The sequence below is a fragment of the Paludisphaera mucosa genome (assembly GCF_029589435.1).
Lineage (GTDB): Bacteria > Planctomycetota > Planctomycetia > Isosphaerales > Isosphaeraceae > Paludisphaera > Paludisphaera mucosa.
On sequence record NZ_JARRAG010000001.1, the window covers coordinates 1926582 to 1941707 of the forward strand.

Below are 15126 nucleotides of genomic sequence, written 5' to 3' on the forward strand. Positions count from 1 at the left end.
ACGGAAGCCGCCGCTTCAACATCCGGCCTGACGGCGGACCCGACGGGGCCTCCCCCTCATCCGACCCTGCAGGGTCTGCCTTCCCCCGCGAGGGGGGGAGGCCTTGCCTGAGCCCGCCTTTCGACCTTGAAAACGGCCTCTCACCCCTTCATCGCCCACTTCGCCATCTCGGCGAGGCTGGGCGTCTTGCCTTGCATCAAGAGGCCCGTCCGGAAGATCCGGGCGCCCGCCCAGACGCAGGCGACGGCCGTGGCGGTCGTGAGCGCGACGGAGAGGACGACCTGCCAGACCGGGGGGGAGGGCTGCATCGCCATCCGCATCAGCATCAGGAACGGCGTCGCCGGCGGGAAGAGCGACATCCCCACCGACAGGGTGCTGGCCGGGTTCTTCAGGACGGACGTCCAGACGAAGACCGGCAGCATCGACAGGATCATCACGGGCCACATCAGCGACTGCGCGTCCTTGAGGTCGTTGCACGCCGCGCCCACGGCCATGTAGAGCGACCCGAAGAGCAGGACCGCCAGGAAGAGGAACAGCACGAGCGCCCCCAGCAGGGCGGGCGAGATGACGTCGCCGTAGCCGTGGTAGGCCGCCACGCCGTAGCCCGCGCCCAGGTACAGGCTCGCCAGCAGCATGGCCACGCCGACGTTGCCGATCAGCTTGCCCAGCATCAGGTCGAAGGGCGAGACCGAGCCCAGCAGCACCTCGCTGATCCGGCTCATCTTCTCCTCGATGACGCTGTTGAGGAGCTGCGGCCCGCTGGTCATCACGATCATGAAGACGAGGAAGAGCAGCACGGCGGGGACCACCATGCTGCGGATCGGGTCGACCTTGCGCGCCCCGCCCGCGTCGTTCGCCTCGGCGAGCTGGAGGTTCTCGGTCTGCACCGGGCGTCCCAGGCGTTCGGCGAGCGCCTGGTCGATGCCGGCCGTGCGGAAGCGACGCGCGCGGACCTCGGCGTCGACCGTCTGGGACACCCAGCCGCGGAGGATGTCGTCGTTGGGGTTGTTGGAATGGTACTGGATCGTCGGCGAAGCATCCGGGCCGGCCCCGCCCGGGGCGATCTCGATGTAGGCGTCCAGCTCGCCGCGTCGGACCCGATCCGAGAGTTCGAGCGACCGCGCGGCCTCGCCGCCCGAGGCCGGGGCGGGGGGCGTCGGCTCCATCACGAAGCGCGGCATCGCGATCTTGCCGCCGGAGGCTTCGATGTGCGCGTTGTAGGCCTCCACGGCCTTCGTGATCGTCGGGGCGAACGCGCCGGACGGGTCGACGAGGACGAAGCGGCGGGGCTTCACGTCCACCTGCTTGCCCACGAAGACCTGGAGCAGGATCGACCCGCCCATGATGAGCGGCAGCGCCAGCAGGCTGATGATGAAGGACTTGGTCCGGACCGACGACGAGAACTCCGTCGCCGCGACGATCCGGATCTTGCGGAGGTCAAGCGACATGGGCGGGCGACTCCTCGATGAGGGCCTCTTCCGGGGCCGCGATGCGGACGAAGATGTCGTGCAGCGAAGGCCGCGCGACCTCGAACCGGGTGAGCCGCGTGCGGTCGATCAGGGTCCGCAGCAATTCCTGGGGGTCGCCCTGGAAGCGTAGCTCCTGGAAGTTCCCCCGGTCGTGCAGGTCCCGCACGCCCAGCAGGCCGTCGAAGGCGTCGAGGCCGGCGTCCGACGCGACGCGGATCGTGTCGAAGCCGTACTCGGCCTGGATCTGGTCGAGCGTGCCGTCGAGCACCTTGCGGCCCTTGTAGATCATGAAGATCCGGTCGCAGAGCCGCTCGGCGACGGACATGTCGTGGGTCGAGAAGACGACCGTCGTGCCGGCCCTGCGGAGGTCGAGCACCGCCTCGTTCAGCACCTCGGCGTTCACCGGGTCGAGGCCCGAGAAGGGCTCGTCGAGGATCAGCAGCTCGGGGCGGTTCAGCACCGCCGAGACGAACTGGACCTTCTGGGCCATGCCCTTCGACAGGGCGTCGACCCGCTTGTCGATCCACTCGGGGATCCGCATCGCCTCCATCCAGCGGACGATCTGCTGGTCGAGGTCGGGCTGGCGGGCCCCCTTGAGCGAGCCGAAATAGCGGAGCAGGCGACGGACGGTCATCCGCTTGTAGAGCCCGCGCTCCTCGGGGAGGTAGCTGACCCGGTCGTGCGCCGCGCGAGTGTCGCGGTCGCCCAGGACCTCGACCTCGCCCTCGTCGGGCAGGAGGATCCGCATGATCATCCGCAGGGTCGTCGTCTTCCCCGAACCGTTGGGGCCGATGAACCCGTAGAGCGAGCCCCGCGGCACGGTCAGGTCGAGGCGGTGGACCGCCTGGACGTCGCCGAACCGCTTGGCGGCCCCTCGTATCGCTATCGCCGAGGTCATGGGAGATGGGAGATCCGTAAAATGGGTTGAATCCCGCCCGACGAAAGGCGTCGAGGCGATCACGGGAGGGTTCGTCGGAGCGACGCCAGTATTGAATCGCCTGCGGACTTGGCGCGACTCGGGCCGCCGGCGATCATGTCCGTGCGAGTATCGCCGCTCGTGTTCGGATTGCAACCGAGATATTCGCGCGCCTCGACATCCGGGAGTGCGAACCATGGCGTTCAAGGCCACGCATGAGACGTCCTCGGCCGGTCCGGCGAAGCCGATCGGCGGCGAGCAGGTCGTCGTCGACGGCATGCTCAAGGCGCGACGCCACGTCGATCGCAATAATCGTCGCGCCGTCGTCTTCGTCCACGGGTTCACCGGTGATCAGGACACGACCTGGACGAACGTGGCGGAGCACGTCCAGTTCGATTCGCTCCTGTTCGACGACGAGGATCTGGCGGATTACGACGTTTTCAAATTCAAGTTCGCCTCCAAGCTGTATCGAGGGAACGACGTCGACGGCCTCGCCCAGCGGCTGGGGCAGGCGATCAACGAGCTGCAGGCGTCGAGACGCGACGGGGGGAGGTACGAGGCGGTCCTCGTCGCCCACAGCCTGGGCGGCCTGATCTGCATGAGGTACATCCTCAACAACCTCATCGCGAACCAGATCCCGCCGGTCGTCGGATTGATGCTCTACGCGACCCCCACGACCGGCACAGGGCTCGTCACCGTGGCGAAGTGGGTCCTCGACGTCGTCGCGATCAGGTTCTCGGTCGTGCGATGGGTCTCGCGATGGTGGCTGGGGAGCCAGAAGCAGCTCAACGACCTCGAGACCGCGAGCGCCTTCCTGGGGCGGCTTCAGACCGACTGGGCCGCACGCGTCCTCAACGGCGGAGACCCGGCGGCCGGCCTGGGCCGCATGTGGCTCCCCGTGCGCGTCGTCAGCGCGGAGCGGGACGGCGTCGTCTCCGAGTCGTCCGCCAAGGGGGCCTACGGTGCGATCGACTGGCTTACGCTCGACTACAACCACGTCGACGTCTGCAAGCCCGCCACTCGAACCGACGACCGCTACCTGGCTGCAAGACGATTCCTCGAGGCCTGCCGGGATTCCAAGGGCCCCTCGATCCAGCAGGATGTCTGGACTCTCAGCCAGCGCGTCTGGGAGGAGCGACGCAAGCGTCTGGTGAAACGCCTCGAGTATCTCACCTCGATCCATGCCGACGGAGATGACGCCCGGCCGGTCGACCCGGTCCTCGTCGACTCAGGCTTCACGCCATGCATAACCCACTGCAAATTCTCGGCGATCCTGCGGCCGGGACCCGTCACGGTGGGCATCGCGTTCGGGCTCGGCGGGGAGCATGTCTGGAAGTGCGACCCCGAACCGGAGGTGGTGCACGCCCTGTCGCTGGGCCTCGTGCCGACGGACGTTCGGGAGCAGCTGCGGCTCGGCCTGAAATCGGTGATGAGCCGAGGCGCGGATTCCGCCTGGAAAGCGCTCCTCCCCGTCTGTGAGGTCAAGGTCGACGGGCGGCCTCTCGTCGAGGACGCCGTCGAGCGGGCCCACGTGGCTCCCTACGAGTGGATGCGGCGAAGGTTCCTCGTTCCCGCCGACCTCGCGAATCGGGCCGGCGAGGAAGTGGTGTACGAGTTGAAATATCAGTCCATCGTCCCCGACGTGCTCGCGCACTTCCGCTTCGTCCACCGATGGATCACCAATGGCTCGACCTGCCGGATCACCGTCAATCGCAAGCTGGACTACCTGGTCGCGACCTCGGCCCTGGGACTGGGCCAGAAGGCGTCGGAATCGAAGGGAGACGACGGGCGGTCCGTGGAATTCTCCACCCAGGAGACGCTCCTCCCGGGAGCCCAGTTCGCCGCGAGCTGGTGGCTGGCCCGAGTCCAGGATTGATTCCCGTCCGGCGGCGAACGGGGGGCCGCGGAGACCACGACTTCTCGAACAGAAAGGGAGTGCTATATGGCCAACGGCGTCTACAAACACGGCAGGATCGGTCGAATCAACCGTCCGCTGGGGATCGGCTCGATCCAGCCGGACGACGGCGGCGAGCCCGTGATCTTCCCATCGGTCTCGGTCCCGGGCGGGCGGGCCGGGTTCGACGACCTGAGGCCGGGGCAGAAGGTGAAATATCTACTCCGCCCCGCCGAGGGCTGGCCGGTCGGCATAGCCGAGGACGTGATCCCGGAAGAATAATCCGCCCGGATTCGAGGGGTCGGGGGGGCCGATCGATCGGAAGCCGAGGCGCCCCCCGCTCGAAGGTGCATTGTGCGGCCCGCTCTCGGAACTTAGTCTAGGGAGGCCCCTGAGAATCGAACCGTCGCGTGCCGTCTCTGCGCGTCGATCGCAAGGCCTAGATGGAGTCTCCCGAGGTATGGCTTCCCCCGTCAATCTGAAGCAGAACGTCAGCTCCGTGGACGATCCGATGGACAAGACGTGCATCGACACCATGCGGACGCTGGCGATGGACGCGGTGCAGAAGGCCAACTCGGGCCATCCCGGGACCCCCATGGCGCTCGCGCCCGTAGCGTACACCCTCTGGCAGAAGCACCTCCGCTTCGACCCGACCGCCCCGGTCTGGCCGAACCGCGACCGCTTCGTCCTCTCGTGCGGCCACGCGTCGATGCTGCTCTATTCGCTGCTGCACCTGACGGAAGTCCAGGCGGTCGACGAGAAGTACGAGACGCTCGGCAAGCCCTCCGTGTCGCTCGACGACATCAAGAACTTCCGGCAGTTCGACAGCCACACCCCCGGGCACCCCGAGTACCGCCTGACGTCGGGCGTGGAGACGACCACCGGCCCGCTGGGGCAGGGGGTCGGCAACAGCGTCGGCATGGCCATCGCCGAGCGCTGGCTGGCCTCGCGGTACAACAAACCCGGTTTCGAGAAGCTGATCGACTTCAACGTGTACGCCTTCTGCTCCGACGGCGACATGATGGAAGGGATCTCGCACGAGGCCGCCTCGATCGCCGGCCACCTGAAGCTGTCGAACCTCTGCTGGGTCTACGACGACAATCGGATCACGATCGAGGGGAGCACCGAGCTGACCTACGGCGACGACGTCGCCGAGCGGTTCATGGGCTACGGCTGGAACGTGACCCGGGTCGGCGACGCCAACGACCTGGAGCTGCTCGAACGGGCCTATCAGGCGTTCCTCCACTGCGACGACCGGCCGACGCTCATCATCGTCGACAGCCACATCGCCTGGGGATCGCCCAACAAGCAGGACACCAGCGGGGCCCACGGCGAGCCCCTGGGCGAGGACGAGATCCGCCTCACCAAGAAGTTCTACGGCTGGCCCGAGGACGCCAAGTTCCTCGTCCCCGACGGCGTCTACGAGCACTTCCGCAAGGGCGTCGGCGCCCGCGGCAAGGAGCTGCGCGAGGCCTGGTACGCCGAACTCGACGCCTACAAGGCCCAGCACCCCGAGCTGGCCGACGAGCTGGTCCGCATCCAGCAGCGGCAGCTCCCCGAGGGCTGGGACGAGGACATCCCCACCTTCCCCGCCGACGCCAAGGGGATCGCCTCTCGCGAGTCGTCGGGCAAGGTGCTCAACGCCGTCGCCAAGAACCTCCCCTGGCTCATCGGCGGGGCGGCCGACCTGGCGCCGTCGACCAAGACCCTGATCAAGGACGCCGAGTCCTTCGAGCCCGAGAGCTACAGCGGCCGGAACTTCCATTTCGGCATCCGCGAGCACGCCATGGGGGCCATCCTCAACGGCATGGCGACCGTGAAGGTCCGCCCCTACGGGGCCGGGTTCCTGATCTTCAGCGACTACGGCCGCGCGCCCATCCGCCTCGCCGCGCTCATGGAACTGCCGGTCATCTACGTCTTCACGCACGACTCGATCGGCGTCGGCGAGGACGGCCCGACCCACCAGCCGGTCGAGCAGCTCCCGTCGCTGCGGGCCATCCCCGGCCTGGTCGTGGTCCGGCCCTGCGACGCCAACGAGGTGGCCGAGGCCTGGCGGACGATCATCCCGTTCCGCCACAAGCCCGTCGCGCTCATCATGTCGCGCCAGGCCCTGCCGACGCTCGACCGCACGAAGTACGCGTCGGCCTCGGGCGTGTCGAAGGGGGCCTACATCCTGGCCGACGCGGCCGACGGCAAGCCCGACGTGATCCTGATCGGCACCGGCAGCGAGGTCTCGCTCTGCGTGGGGGCCTACGAGAAGCTCACGGCCGAGGGCGTGCGGGCCCGGGTCGTCAGCATGCCGAGCTGGGAGCTGTTCGACCAGCAGGACCAGGCGTATCAGGACGAGGTCCTGCCGCCCGACGTCGACGGCCGCGTCTCGGTCGAGCAGGCGTCGACCTTCGGCTGGGCCAAGTTCGTCGGCCGCAAGGGGGCGACGATCGGCATGAAGTCGTTCGGGGCCTCGGCGCCGCTCAAGGACCTCCTCACGCAGTTCGGCTTCACCGTCGACCGCGTCTACGAGGCCGCCAAGGAACAGGTCGCCCGGCACGGCCGCTGATCGAATCGCATCGGCGGGGGCGCGGATGGACGTCTTCTACACGGACCAGTTCGTGCTCCCGCTGCCGGCGACCCACTCGTTCCCGGCGGCCAAATACGCGCTCCTCCGCCGCCGGCTCATCGACGACGGGATCATCCCGCCCGAGTGGCTGCGCGTCCCCGATCGGGCGACGCCCGAGGAGATCGTCCGCGTGCACGACCCCGCGTACCTCGCGCGCGTCGTCGAGGGCCGGCTGAGCGAGCGCGAGGTCCGCGAGCTGGGCCTGCCGTGGTCGCCGGAGCTGGTCGAGCGCTCGCTCCGATCCTGCGGCGCGACGGTCGCCGCGGCCCGCTCGGTGCTCGCGGAGGTCTCGCGGTGCGACGCCCGGCCCGACGGCCTTTGCGTCGCCATGAACCTGGCGGGGGGCACGCATCACGCCTTTCGCGACCACGGCGCGGGCTACTGCGTCTTCAACGACGCGGCCGTGGCCGCTCGGGCGATGCAGGCCGAGGGCCGCTGCCGCAAGATCGTCGTCATCGACTGCGACGTCCACCAGGGGGACGGCACCGCCGCGATCTTCGCCGACGACCCCGACGTCTACACGTTCTCGATCCACGGCGCCCGCAACTACCCCCTGCGCAAGCAGCGCAGCCGGCTCGACGTCGGGCTCGACGACGGCACGGGCGACGAAGCCTATCTCGCCGCGCTCGAGCCCGCGCTCGGCACGGCGATCGAGGAGTCCGAGGCCGAGCTGGCGATCTACCTGGCCGGCTCGGACCCGTTCGCCGGCGACCGCCTGGGCCGCATGAAGCTCAGCCGCGAGGGCCTCGCCGCCCGCGACCGCATGGTCTTCGAGGCCTGCCGCGAGGCCGGCCTGCCGGTCGCGACGGCCATGGCCGGCGGCTACGCCCGCGACGTAAACGACACGGTCGCGATCCAGGCCGAGACGGTCCGGATCGCCGCCGGCCTGAGCGCCGGCCGGTCGCCCGGCCTCACGGCCGGCTGAGGCGGCCGATGAACAGGATCGCACCCGACTTCATGTCGCGGATCAGGTAGAGGAACGGCCGATCGGCCCGGAAGACGACCTCTTTCGGGGGTGCCATCGCCGAGCTTCGGACCCCGACCACGGCGGTCGCCGCGGCGGCCTCGGTCCCCTTCTCCTCGACCTCGACGAACGCCTTGTGGACGACGGCCGAGATGAAAACGTCGCGGCTCCCCGTGATGCCCGAGAAGTCGGCCCGAGCCGCGTCGAACGCGTCGGGCATGCCGAGCCGGGAGAGGACTTCTTTGAGGTCGAACTCGGCCGTCGATCGGAAGCGAGGAAGGCTCAACCGCACCCGCGAGGGCCGCATCCCCGTCGCCCAGGCCTGGACCGCCTCGGCGTCCAGGGAACGTTCCACCGCCGTCAGCCCGTCAGCCCGCCTGGGGAGCACGACCAACATGCTCAACGAGCCGTCCTTGTAGGGCAGGGCCACGGCCTGGACGTTCTCATCCTCGAAGTACGGCAGCCGGCTCACCGCCTGGTTCATCATCCGCACGGGCACGGGGCCGTCGGCGGTCTTGAACGTGTCGTCGGTCGTCGCCCTGGCGTCGAACGGGAAGGTCCAGACGCCCTTGAAGTAGATGGCGCTCGTCAGCACGAAGCTCGTGCCGGGTCGGATGTGGTCGGGCTTGAGGAGGTCCTGGATCTTGTCGCGGGTCTGGTCGGCGACCCAGCGGTTGATCGTCTCGCGGGCCGCGTCGGGCGAGCCCCCGAAATCGACGAGCTGGGGCCGGGCGTGATACGAGCGTTCGAGCCGGGCGACGTAGTCGGGGAGGATCTTCTCGCGCTCGTCGAACCAGCCGGCGTTGGCCGCCCAGAGGCCCGAGGACTCGGCCTCGCCCTCGCCGCCGGCCACGGGCTTGAGCGCCCCGCGCACGGCCGCGACCAGGTCGCCTAGGCCGTCGTGGGCCGCGTCGCCCAGGCGGTCGAGGTGGAGCGTCCGGGCGATCTGCTCGGCGGTCCGCCCCTTCGCCCCGGCCGCCGTCATTTCGATCGCGGTGGCCACGTTCAGCGGCGAACAGAAGACGTTCCCGGAGCCCCCGGCGAGCGCGTTGTACAGATCGACGGTGAACTGAGAGACCCCGGCGACGACCTGCGGGTCGGCGGCGGGCGGCGGCGGCTCCGCGGCGGCCATGGCCCCTCCCATCACGCCGAGCGCGATCGCCGCGAAGGCGGCGACCCCTCCTGAAACGATCCTCATCGTTCTCATCCTCGCATCGAAACCTGTTCGCGACCCGCACCTGTCGATCGAAAAACGGGCGCGGCGGGCGTCACGCGGCGATCATCGGCGGGCGCACTCCGCGGCTCCGATGAGGATGACGTCCATCGCGCCCCGATTTCCAGTCGGGGTCGCGAAAGGTCGAGGATTTTCCGGATCGCGCGGGTCGGCTCAGCGATGCGGGCCGTGGCGGCCTCGGCCGCGAGGCCCGGAATGGGGCGTCGGCAGCTTCTCGGGGCCCGCCGGCGGCCGGCCGCCGTCGCCCGAGCGCTCGCCGCTGACCCGGGTGACCATGTAGGTCCCGCTCTTGGGGTTGCGCTCGATGTCGACCAGCTCCAGGTTGTCGGCGTCTTCGAGCATGTGGGTGAAGCTGCGGTAGCCGAAATAGCTCTCGTCGAACGAGGGCATCTTCCGCTTCATCGTGTCCTTGATCATCGACGCGTAGAGGACCTCGTGGTTCTCGCGACGGAGCGCCGCGCACGACTCCATGAGCAGGCTGAAGACCTCGCGTTGCTTCTCGGTCAGGTTGGCCGGCAGGTAGGCGTTCAGGTCGATGGCGAGCTGCTGCTCGTTCTGCTCCTGCCGCTCCAGGTCCTCGTAATAGATGAACTCGTCGCAGTTGTCGCGGAGCAGCTCCGAGGTCGAGCCCTTCATCCCCAGGCCGATGACGTGCTTGCCGTTCTCCTTGAGCTTGGAGACCAGCGGGGAGAAGTCGGAGTCGCCCGAGACGATCACGAAGGTGTCGACGTGGGGCTTGCTCCAGGCCAGGTCCATCGCGTCGACGACCAGGCGGATGTCGGCCGAGTTCTTGCCCGTCTGCGAGCGCTTGGGGATCTCGATCAGCTCGATCGCCGACTCGTGGAAGGGGGCCGTGTAGTTGGGGTATCGGCTCCAGTCGGCGTACGACTTCTTGACGATCAGCTTTCCCTTTTCGACCAGCCGCTCGAGCACCTTCTGGACGTCGAACTTGACCTTGCGCTGGCTCTGGAAACCCATCGCCAGGTTCTCCAGGTCGATGAAGACGGCCAGGCTGCGTTCTCTCTCGTGTTCGGATTTTGACATGGATGGCGACGCTCGCGACCTGCGACGTAGGGGATCGGAACCGGCGGGCCCTCCGCGACCCCCCGGCCCACCGGCCGCCCGAGAATCGTCCGTCCCGCCTAGACCGGCGCATGTTACGGCAATCCCGGCCCGGCCTCAACCCGACGACGCGGAATCGAGCGGCCGGGACGGGCCCCGCGGCGTCGCTTTGCGATTCTTGCGTGATAGCGCGAACATAGGAAATCAAAACGATATGAATCCCACCGCGACGGCGATCAATCCCCAGCTGCGTCCCCTTGAACGGAGGACGCGGAGGTCTGCGGTAGCTGGAGTTCCTCGGGCATGAAGCCAGATCAAACATCAACGTGTTTTTTGCACGCATCAGCGTGAGGCCTCTCGATCGCCGAGGTTCCTGGAGGAAAAGATGGGTCGCGAAGAATCTTCGGGGTTTGCGACCTAGGCTGTGGAAAAGGCAGGTTGCAAAGCGTAGATTGATTACGCCTGGGAATTCTAGGTCGACTGAAGACTTTGGATGAACGGGGACCTTGATGGCGGCCGGGAAAACAAGGAGGATTTCTCGCTCATGACACCTGAAAAAGGGATTTGAAAAACCTCTCTAACTTGGCACAGGGAGACGTTCAGAATGAGAGTCGATCGGGCAGTGTTCCGCCGCCTTTCGCTGGCGGGACTGGTCTTGGGTCTGAGCATGGCTCGCGCGGTGAGCGCGACCGAGGAGCCGACGGCGTCGGCCCAGGCGCCCGTCGCGACTGGTCAGGCCGCCGCGGCCGCCGCGACCACGACGGTCCTGGTGCCGCAGACCCAGGTGACCTACGAGACCGTGTATGACGTCCAGAGCGTCCAGGTCCCGGTGACGGTCAACCAGACCCAGTACAAGACCGAGTACCGCACCCAGACCGTCCCGGTCACGCGGACGGTCGTCGAGAACGTCCCGGTGACGGTCAACTCGACCCAGTACAAGACCGAATACCGCACCCAGACCGTGCCGGTCACGCGGACGGTCGTCGAGAACGTCCCGGTCACCGTCAACCAGACCCAGTACAAGACCGAGTACCGCACCCAGACCGTCCCGGTCACGCGGACGGTCGTCGAGAACGTCCCGGTCACCGTCAACCAGACCCAGTACAAGACCGAGTACCGCACCCAGACCGTCCCGGTCACGCGGACGGTCGTCGAGAACGTCCCGGTCACCGTCAATCAGACCCAGTACAAGACCGAGATGCGGACCCAGACCGTGCCCGTCACGCGGACCGTGGTCGAGAACGTCCCGGTCACCGTCAATCAGACCCAGTACAAGACCGAGCTGCGCAGCCAGACCGTGCCGGTCACCCGGACCGTCGCCGAGGTCGTCAACGTCCAGCAGGTCTACACGGTCAACGTCCCCAAGCAGCAGACCGTCAACCAGACCGTGACCAAGACCGTCTACAACCCGGTGACGACGACCCAGCAGCAGCAGCAGTACGTGACCGTCCTCAAGCCGGTCGTCAAGACGGTGCTCCAGCCCCAGACGAAGACGGTCATGACCTCGCAGGTCCAGACCAGCTACGTCAACCAGACCTACACCGAGAACGTCCCGGTCACGACCAATCGCCAGGTCGTCGAGGAGACGGGCGGCTACCAGACCCGCACCGTCCCGGTCTACACCGCGGCCGCCCCGGCCGTCGACGCCTGCGGCAACCCGGTCGGGGCCGCCATCGGCGGCGGGGCCGGCGGCTGCGGCCACAAGTGCGGCCATAAGCTGAGCCTCGGCAGGGGCTGCGGCCACTGCGGCGGCCACGGCAGCGCGGGCCTCTTCGGCGGCGTCCTCGGCGGCGGCGCCGCCCCGGTCGCGACGGCCGGCGGCTGCAACGTCTCCTACACCACCGAGCAGGTCTACGTCTCCCGCCCCGTGGTCCGTCTCATCCCCGAGACGACCTACGTCCCCCAGACCCGGACCCAGTCGGTCCCCGTCCAGAGCGTCATCCAGGTCCCCACGACGACGACCGAGATGGTCCCGGTGAGCGTCACCGAGAACGTCCCGACCCAGGAAGTCCGGACCATCAGCGTCCCGGTCACCACGATGCAGGCTTCGCAGGTCAGCGAGACGGTCCCCGTCACGACGACCGTCTACGTCGCCGAGCAGCGCACCCAGACCGTGCCCACCACGCAGTACAAGCAGGTGACCGAGAACGTCACGCAGCAGGTCGCTGTGCAGGTGCCGTACACGGTGCCCGTCACGACCTACCAGCAGCAGGCCAAGCAGGTGACCGAGAACACGACGCAGCAGTACGCCGTGCAGGTGCCGTACACGGTGCCCGTCACGACCTACCAGCAGCAGTCGAAGCAGGTCGTCGAGAACACGACGCAGCAGTATGCCGTCCAGGTCCCCTACACGGTGCCCGTCACATCGTACCAGCAGCAGTCGCGCCAGGTGACCGAGAACACGACGCAGCAGTACGCCGTGCAGGTGCCGTACACGGTGCCCGTCACGACCTACCAGCAGCAGTCGAAGCAGGTCGTCGAGAACACGACGCAGCAGTACGCCGTCCAGGTGCCGTACACGGTGCCCGTCACGACCTACCAGACCCAGCAGACGCAGGTCGCCCGCCAGGTGCCGGTCTCGCGTCAGGTGCTCGTCCCGGTGACCGTCCCCGCGCCCGCCCCGGCCCCCGCCGCGGCCCCGGCCGCCTCGCCGCAGGCCTCGCGCGACGCCAAGAAGACCGTCCGCTGATCCAGGCTGGAAACTGAGTCGGATCCAACAAAACGCGCGGGGGAGGCCTCCTCCCCCGCGCGTTTCTGCGTTTCGAAACGGCCAGCGGGATGCACAGCCCCAAAATCCTCTCGACATCCGACTCGAAACGTGGGAAATCCCTGACGGCTCGCCACGAGGCCGTTGTGAGGCCCGTGGTTCGGTGCGAACCATTTCCAGGAGGTTGGGGATGACGCTCAGACTTCTCGCCGCAATCGCGATGATCGCCTCATGCTCGTCGGCCGCGTGGAGCGACGAGGACAAGAAAGATACTCTCGAGGGCACCTGGCTGGCGTCGAAGGCCGAACTCGGCGGGACGGCGTTGCCCGAAGAATTCTTGAAGGCCATCAAGCTGGACGTGAAGGGCGAGAATTACACGGTGACCCTCGGCCCGCAGACGGACAAGGGGACCTGCAAGCTGGACCCGGCCGCGAAGCCCAAGGCGGTGGACATCACCGGCGTCGACGGCCCCAACAAGGGCAAGACGATCCTGGCCATCTACGAACGCGACGGCGACACCCTGCGGATCTGCTACGAACTCGGCGCCAAGGGCCGTCCGACCGAATTCAAGACCACGACGGGGTCTCGCCTGTTCCTGGCCGAGTACCAGCTGCAGAAGCCCTGAAAGGCCGGGGCGGAGCGGGGGACGCTCAGTCCACCGACCAGCGCCGAGGGGGCGTGACCTCGAATCGCCCCTTGGGCGGGGCGAAGCGGACGCCGGTCTGCCAGAGCATGTCGGGCTGGTGCTTGGCGAGGAGGTACTTCATCACCACCTCGTCCGACGGGGGCATGCCCGGATCCTGGAAGACGACGCACAGGCGGCAGATCGCCCGCTTGGTCTCGACGTCCCAGACCTCGATCAGGCCGTGCGGCCGGCGCGGGATGCGGTAATACTTGTCGCCGTTGCGGACGGTGAGGCAGTCGAACTGGCAGAACTCGTGGAACTCGTCCGGCTCGACGACGTCGCGGACCAGCTCGGCGGCGACCAGCTCGGGGACGCCTTGCTGGTAGTCGGCGGCGTCGATGCGGATCGGCTCCTCGGAGGTCGCCTGGGGCTGGCTCTTGCCCTCGATGACCCGGAAGATCTCGTTCTCGACGAGCTTGGCGTAGCCCGACCGGAGGGCCTGGCTGGCGATCACCAGCTGAGTGAACGAGGAAGCCGCGGCGACGACCTCGTTGGCGAACGCGGCGGCCTCGCGCTGGAGCTTCTCCATCCAGTACCGGAGCATCTTCATCCGGTCGGATTCGGAGTAGCGATACCGCCGCGGGCCGACGTCGGGGATGGTCAGGTCGACCTCGCCCCGGCGGTTGTCGAACGTCTTGAGGACGCTGTCGTAGGCGGCCTCGCCGCGGACGAACCGCGCGGCCGCGTCGGCGTGATTCGTGGTCCGGACGCGGACGACGCGGTGCGTGGGCCGGGCGAGGAAGACGACCTCGCGGGCGTAGGGGTCCTGGGCGCAGCGCTCGTCGACGACGTCGATCTCCCAGCGCAGGTATCCGGTCCGGATCATCGCGACGGTTCCTCGACCGGCGGGGGCCGCTCCGCGCGGGCGTCTGTGGGGAAGACGTCCCGCGCCCGGCCGAGTGGGCCCCGCCCTCAGCCGCCCTGGACGGCGGGGACGATGAGGATCTCGGGGGCCGTGGCGTCGAACTGCTTGATCAGGCGGGTCTGTCCCGGGCCGTCGAGCCGGAAGGCCATGCGGCCGGGGGTGACGTGCTCGGCGAACTGCGCGGCGGCGGCCTCGACGGTCTCGGGCCGCTGCTTGTCCCACTCGGCGAGCATGAGGTCGCCGTGTCCGGTCTTGAGCAAGCGCAACTTGGCCATGACGGTTGATCCTCGATCGGTCCTGGCTGGCGGCCGTCCCTGTCTCCTTCGACTCCAACACAATCGTAGGCCGTCTGCAACCCGAACCCGCGAGGGGCCGGGCCTACGGTGGGCGGGGGTCGCCGGAACGGCCCCGCCCGCCGGATCATGCGTCCGCGGGGCGGGCCTCAGGCCTGCGCCGGGGCCGCCGCGGCCGCGGCGGCGGTCGCCGCCTTGGTCTTCTTCAGCGTCTCCGGCTTGGGCCGCTTCTTGCCGTACGTGCCCCGGGAAACCTTGCCGCGCCTGCTCCGCCTGTCGCCCTTGCCCATGATCGTCGTTCCCCCGGCGTCCCGCCGCCGGCCCTCGCGGGCGACGGCTCGGACGAGCCTCTTCGATTTTCGTTTGCGGTCGTGCGTTGGTACGATACAATCCATCCGACGTTTGTCGTTACGACGTCGA

13 protein-coding genes are annotated in these 15126 nt (G+C 68.2%); 6 read left to right on the forward strand and 7 right to left on the reverse strand.

Annotated elements, in window-relative coordinates:
- Positions 1-140: 140 nt before the first annotated feature.
- Entirely contained in the window at positions 141-1448 is a 1308-nt protein-coding gene (locus PZE19_RS07740) for an ABC transporter permease (RefSeq protein ID WP_277860006.1), read from the reverse strand.
- Complete coding sequence (locus PZE19_RS07745) at positions 1438-2367, reverse strand: ABC transporter ATP-binding protein (RefSeq protein ID WP_277860007.1); 930 nt, start codon at positions 2365-2367, stop codon at positions 1438-1440. Before PZE19_RS07745 ends, PZE19_RS07740 begins: the two co-directional genes overlap by 11 nt.
- A gap of 214 nt (positions 2368-2581) precedes the next feature.
- Here PZE19_RS07745 and PZE19_RS07750 point away from each other — a divergent pair, with 214 nt between their 5' ends.
- From PZE19_RS07750 to PZE19_RS07765, 4 genes are all read left to right on the forward strand, one after another.
- On the forward strand, positions 2582-4261 hold the full coding sequence (locus tag PZE19_RS07750; protein WP_277860008.1) for an alpha/beta fold hydrolase: 1680 nt from the start codon (positions 2582-2584) through the stop codon (positions 4259-4261).
- A gap of 66 nt (positions 4262-4327) precedes the next feature.
- The gene (locus tag PZE19_RS07755) at positions 4328-4561 is read left to right on the forward strand and encodes a hypothetical protein (RefSeq protein WP_277860009.1); all 234 of its coding nucleotides are present in this window, start codon (positions 4328-4330) and stop codon (positions 4559-4561) included.
- Positions 4562-4739: 178 nt separating this feature from the next.
- Positions 4740-6836, forward strand: a complete 2097-nt coding sequence (tkt, locus tag PZE19_RS07760) for a transketolase (protein ID WP_277860010.1) — start codon at positions 4740-4742, stop codon at positions 6834-6836.
- A gap of 25 nt (positions 6837-6861) precedes the next feature.
- Entirely contained in the window at positions 6862-7821 is a 960-nt protein-coding gene (locus tag PZE19_RS07765; protein WP_277860011.1) for a histone deacetylase family protein, read from the forward strand.
- Here the strand turns inward: PZE19_RS07765 and PZE19_RS07770 are convergent.
- Together PZE19_RS07770 and PZE19_RS07775 are read right to left on the reverse strand one after the other, a co-directional pair.
- Positions 7808-9058 carry a serpin family protein gene (locus PZE19_RS07770; RefSeq protein WP_277860012.1) on the reverse strand — a complete coding sequence of 417 codons (1251 nt, stop codon included), beginning with the start codon at positions 9056-9058 and terminating at the stop codon, positions 7808-7810. The two genes, PZE19_RS07765 and PZE19_RS07770, sit on opposite strands and share 14 nt — an antisense overlap.
- A gap of 189 nt (positions 9059-9247) precedes the next feature.
- A complete protein-coding gene (locus tag PZE19_RS07775; protein WP_277860013.1) occupies positions 9248-10138 on the reverse strand; it encodes an NYN domain-containing protein in 891 nt (296 codons plus the stop codon).
- Between the two features lie 622 nt (positions 10139-10760).
- On the opposite strand from PZE19_RS07775, the gene PZE19_RS07780 reads away from it, so the two are divergent.
- Together PZE19_RS07780 and PZE19_RS07785 are read left to right on the forward strand one after the other, a co-directional pair.
- On the forward strand, positions 10761-12845 hold the full coding sequence (locus tag PZE19_RS07780) for a hypothetical protein (protein WP_277860014.1): 2085 nt from the start codon (positions 10761-10763) through the stop codon (positions 12843-12845).
- Positions 12846-13053: 208 nt separating this feature from the next.
- Positions 13054-13488, forward strand: coding sequence for a TIGR03067 domain-containing protein (locus PZE19_RS07785; RefSeq protein ID WP_277860015.1), 435 nt, complete (start codon positions 13054-13056; stop codon positions 13486-13488).
- A 25-nt stretch (positions 13489-13513) separates the two neighbouring features.
- Here PZE19_RS07785 and PZE19_RS07790 read toward each other — a convergent pair whose 3' ends face one another.
- The 3 genes from PZE19_RS07790 to PZE19_RS07800 all read right to left on the reverse strand — a co-directional run bounded on the left by PZE19_RS07790 (position 13514) and on the right by PZE19_RS07800 (position 14996).
- Positions 13514-14374 carry a hypothetical protein gene (locus tag PZE19_RS07790; RefSeq protein WP_277860016.1) on the reverse strand — a complete coding sequence of 287 codons (861 nt, stop codon included), beginning with the start codon at positions 14372-14374 and terminating at the stop codon, positions 13514-13516.
- A gap of 86 nt (positions 14375-14460) precedes the next feature.
- Complete coding sequence (locus PZE19_RS07795; protein ID WP_277860017.1) at positions 14461-14688, reverse strand: hypothetical protein; 228 nt, start codon at positions 14686-14688, stop codon at positions 14461-14463.
- 167 nt (positions 14689-14855) lie between these two features.
- Positions 14856-14996, reverse strand: a complete 141-nt coding sequence (locus tag PZE19_RS07800) for a 30S ribosomal protein THX (protein WP_277860018.1) — start codon at positions 14994-14996, stop codon at positions 14856-14858.
- Positions 14997-15126 lie beyond the last annotated feature (130 nt).

What these genes read in the sequence shown, in the direction of transcription:
- PZE19_RS07780 (WP_277860014.1), top strand. Translation starts at nt 10,761, where the DNA reads ATGAGAGTCGATCGGGCAGTGTTCCGCCGCCTTTCGCTGGCGGGACTG.
- PZE19_RS07755 (WP_277860009.1), top strand. Translation starts at nt 4,328, where the DNA reads ATGGCCAACGGCGTCTACAAACACGGCAGGATCGGTCGAATCAACCGT.
- PZE19_RS07765 (WP_277860011.1), top strand. Translation starts at nt 6,862, where the DNA reads ATGGACGTCTTCTACACGGACCAGTTCGTGCTCCCGCTGCCGGCGACC.
- PZE19_RS07745 (WP_277860007.1), bottom strand. Translation starts at nt 2,367, where the DNA reads ATGACCTCGGCGATAGCGATACGAGGGGCCGCCAAGCGGTTCGGCGAC.
- PZE19_RS07770 (WP_277860012.1), bottom strand. Translation starts at nt 9,058, where the DNA reads ATGAGGATCGTTTCAGGAGGGGTCGCCGCCTTCGCGGCGATCGCGCTC.
- PZE19_RS07740 (WP_277860006.1), bottom strand. Translation starts at nt 1,448, where the DNA reads ATGTCGCTTGACCTCCGCAAGATCCGGATCGTCGCGGCGACGGAGTTC.
- PZE19_RS07785 (WP_277860015.1), top strand. Translation starts at nt 13,054, where the DNA reads ATGACGCTCAGACTTCTCGCCGCAATCGCGATGATCGCCTCATGCTCG.
- PZE19_RS07800 (WP_277860018.1), bottom strand. Translation starts at nt 14,996, where the DNA reads ATGGGCAAGGGCGACAGGCGGAGCAGGCGCGGCAAGGTTTCCCGGGGC.
- PZE19_RS07775 (WP_277860013.1), bottom strand. Translation starts at nt 10,138, where the DNA reads ATGTCAAAATCCGAACACGAGAGAGAACGCAGCCTGGCCGTCTTCATC.
- PZE19_RS07750 (WP_277860008.1), top strand. Translation starts at nt 2,582, where the DNA reads ATGGCGTTCAAGGCCACGCATGAGACGTCCTCGGCCGGTCCGGCGAAG.
- PZE19_RS07795 (WP_277860017.1), bottom strand. Translation starts at nt 14,688, where the DNA reads ATGGCCAAGTTGCGCTTGCTCAAGACCGGACACGGCGACCTCATGCTC.
- tkt (WP_277860010.1), top strand. Translation starts at nt 4,740, where the DNA reads ATGGCTTCCCCCGTCAATCTGAAGCAGAACGTCAGCTCCGTGGACGAT.
- PZE19_RS07790 (WP_277860016.1), bottom strand. Translation starts at nt 14,374, where the DNA reads ATGATCCGGACCGGATACCTGCGCTGGGAGATCGACGTCGTCGACGAG.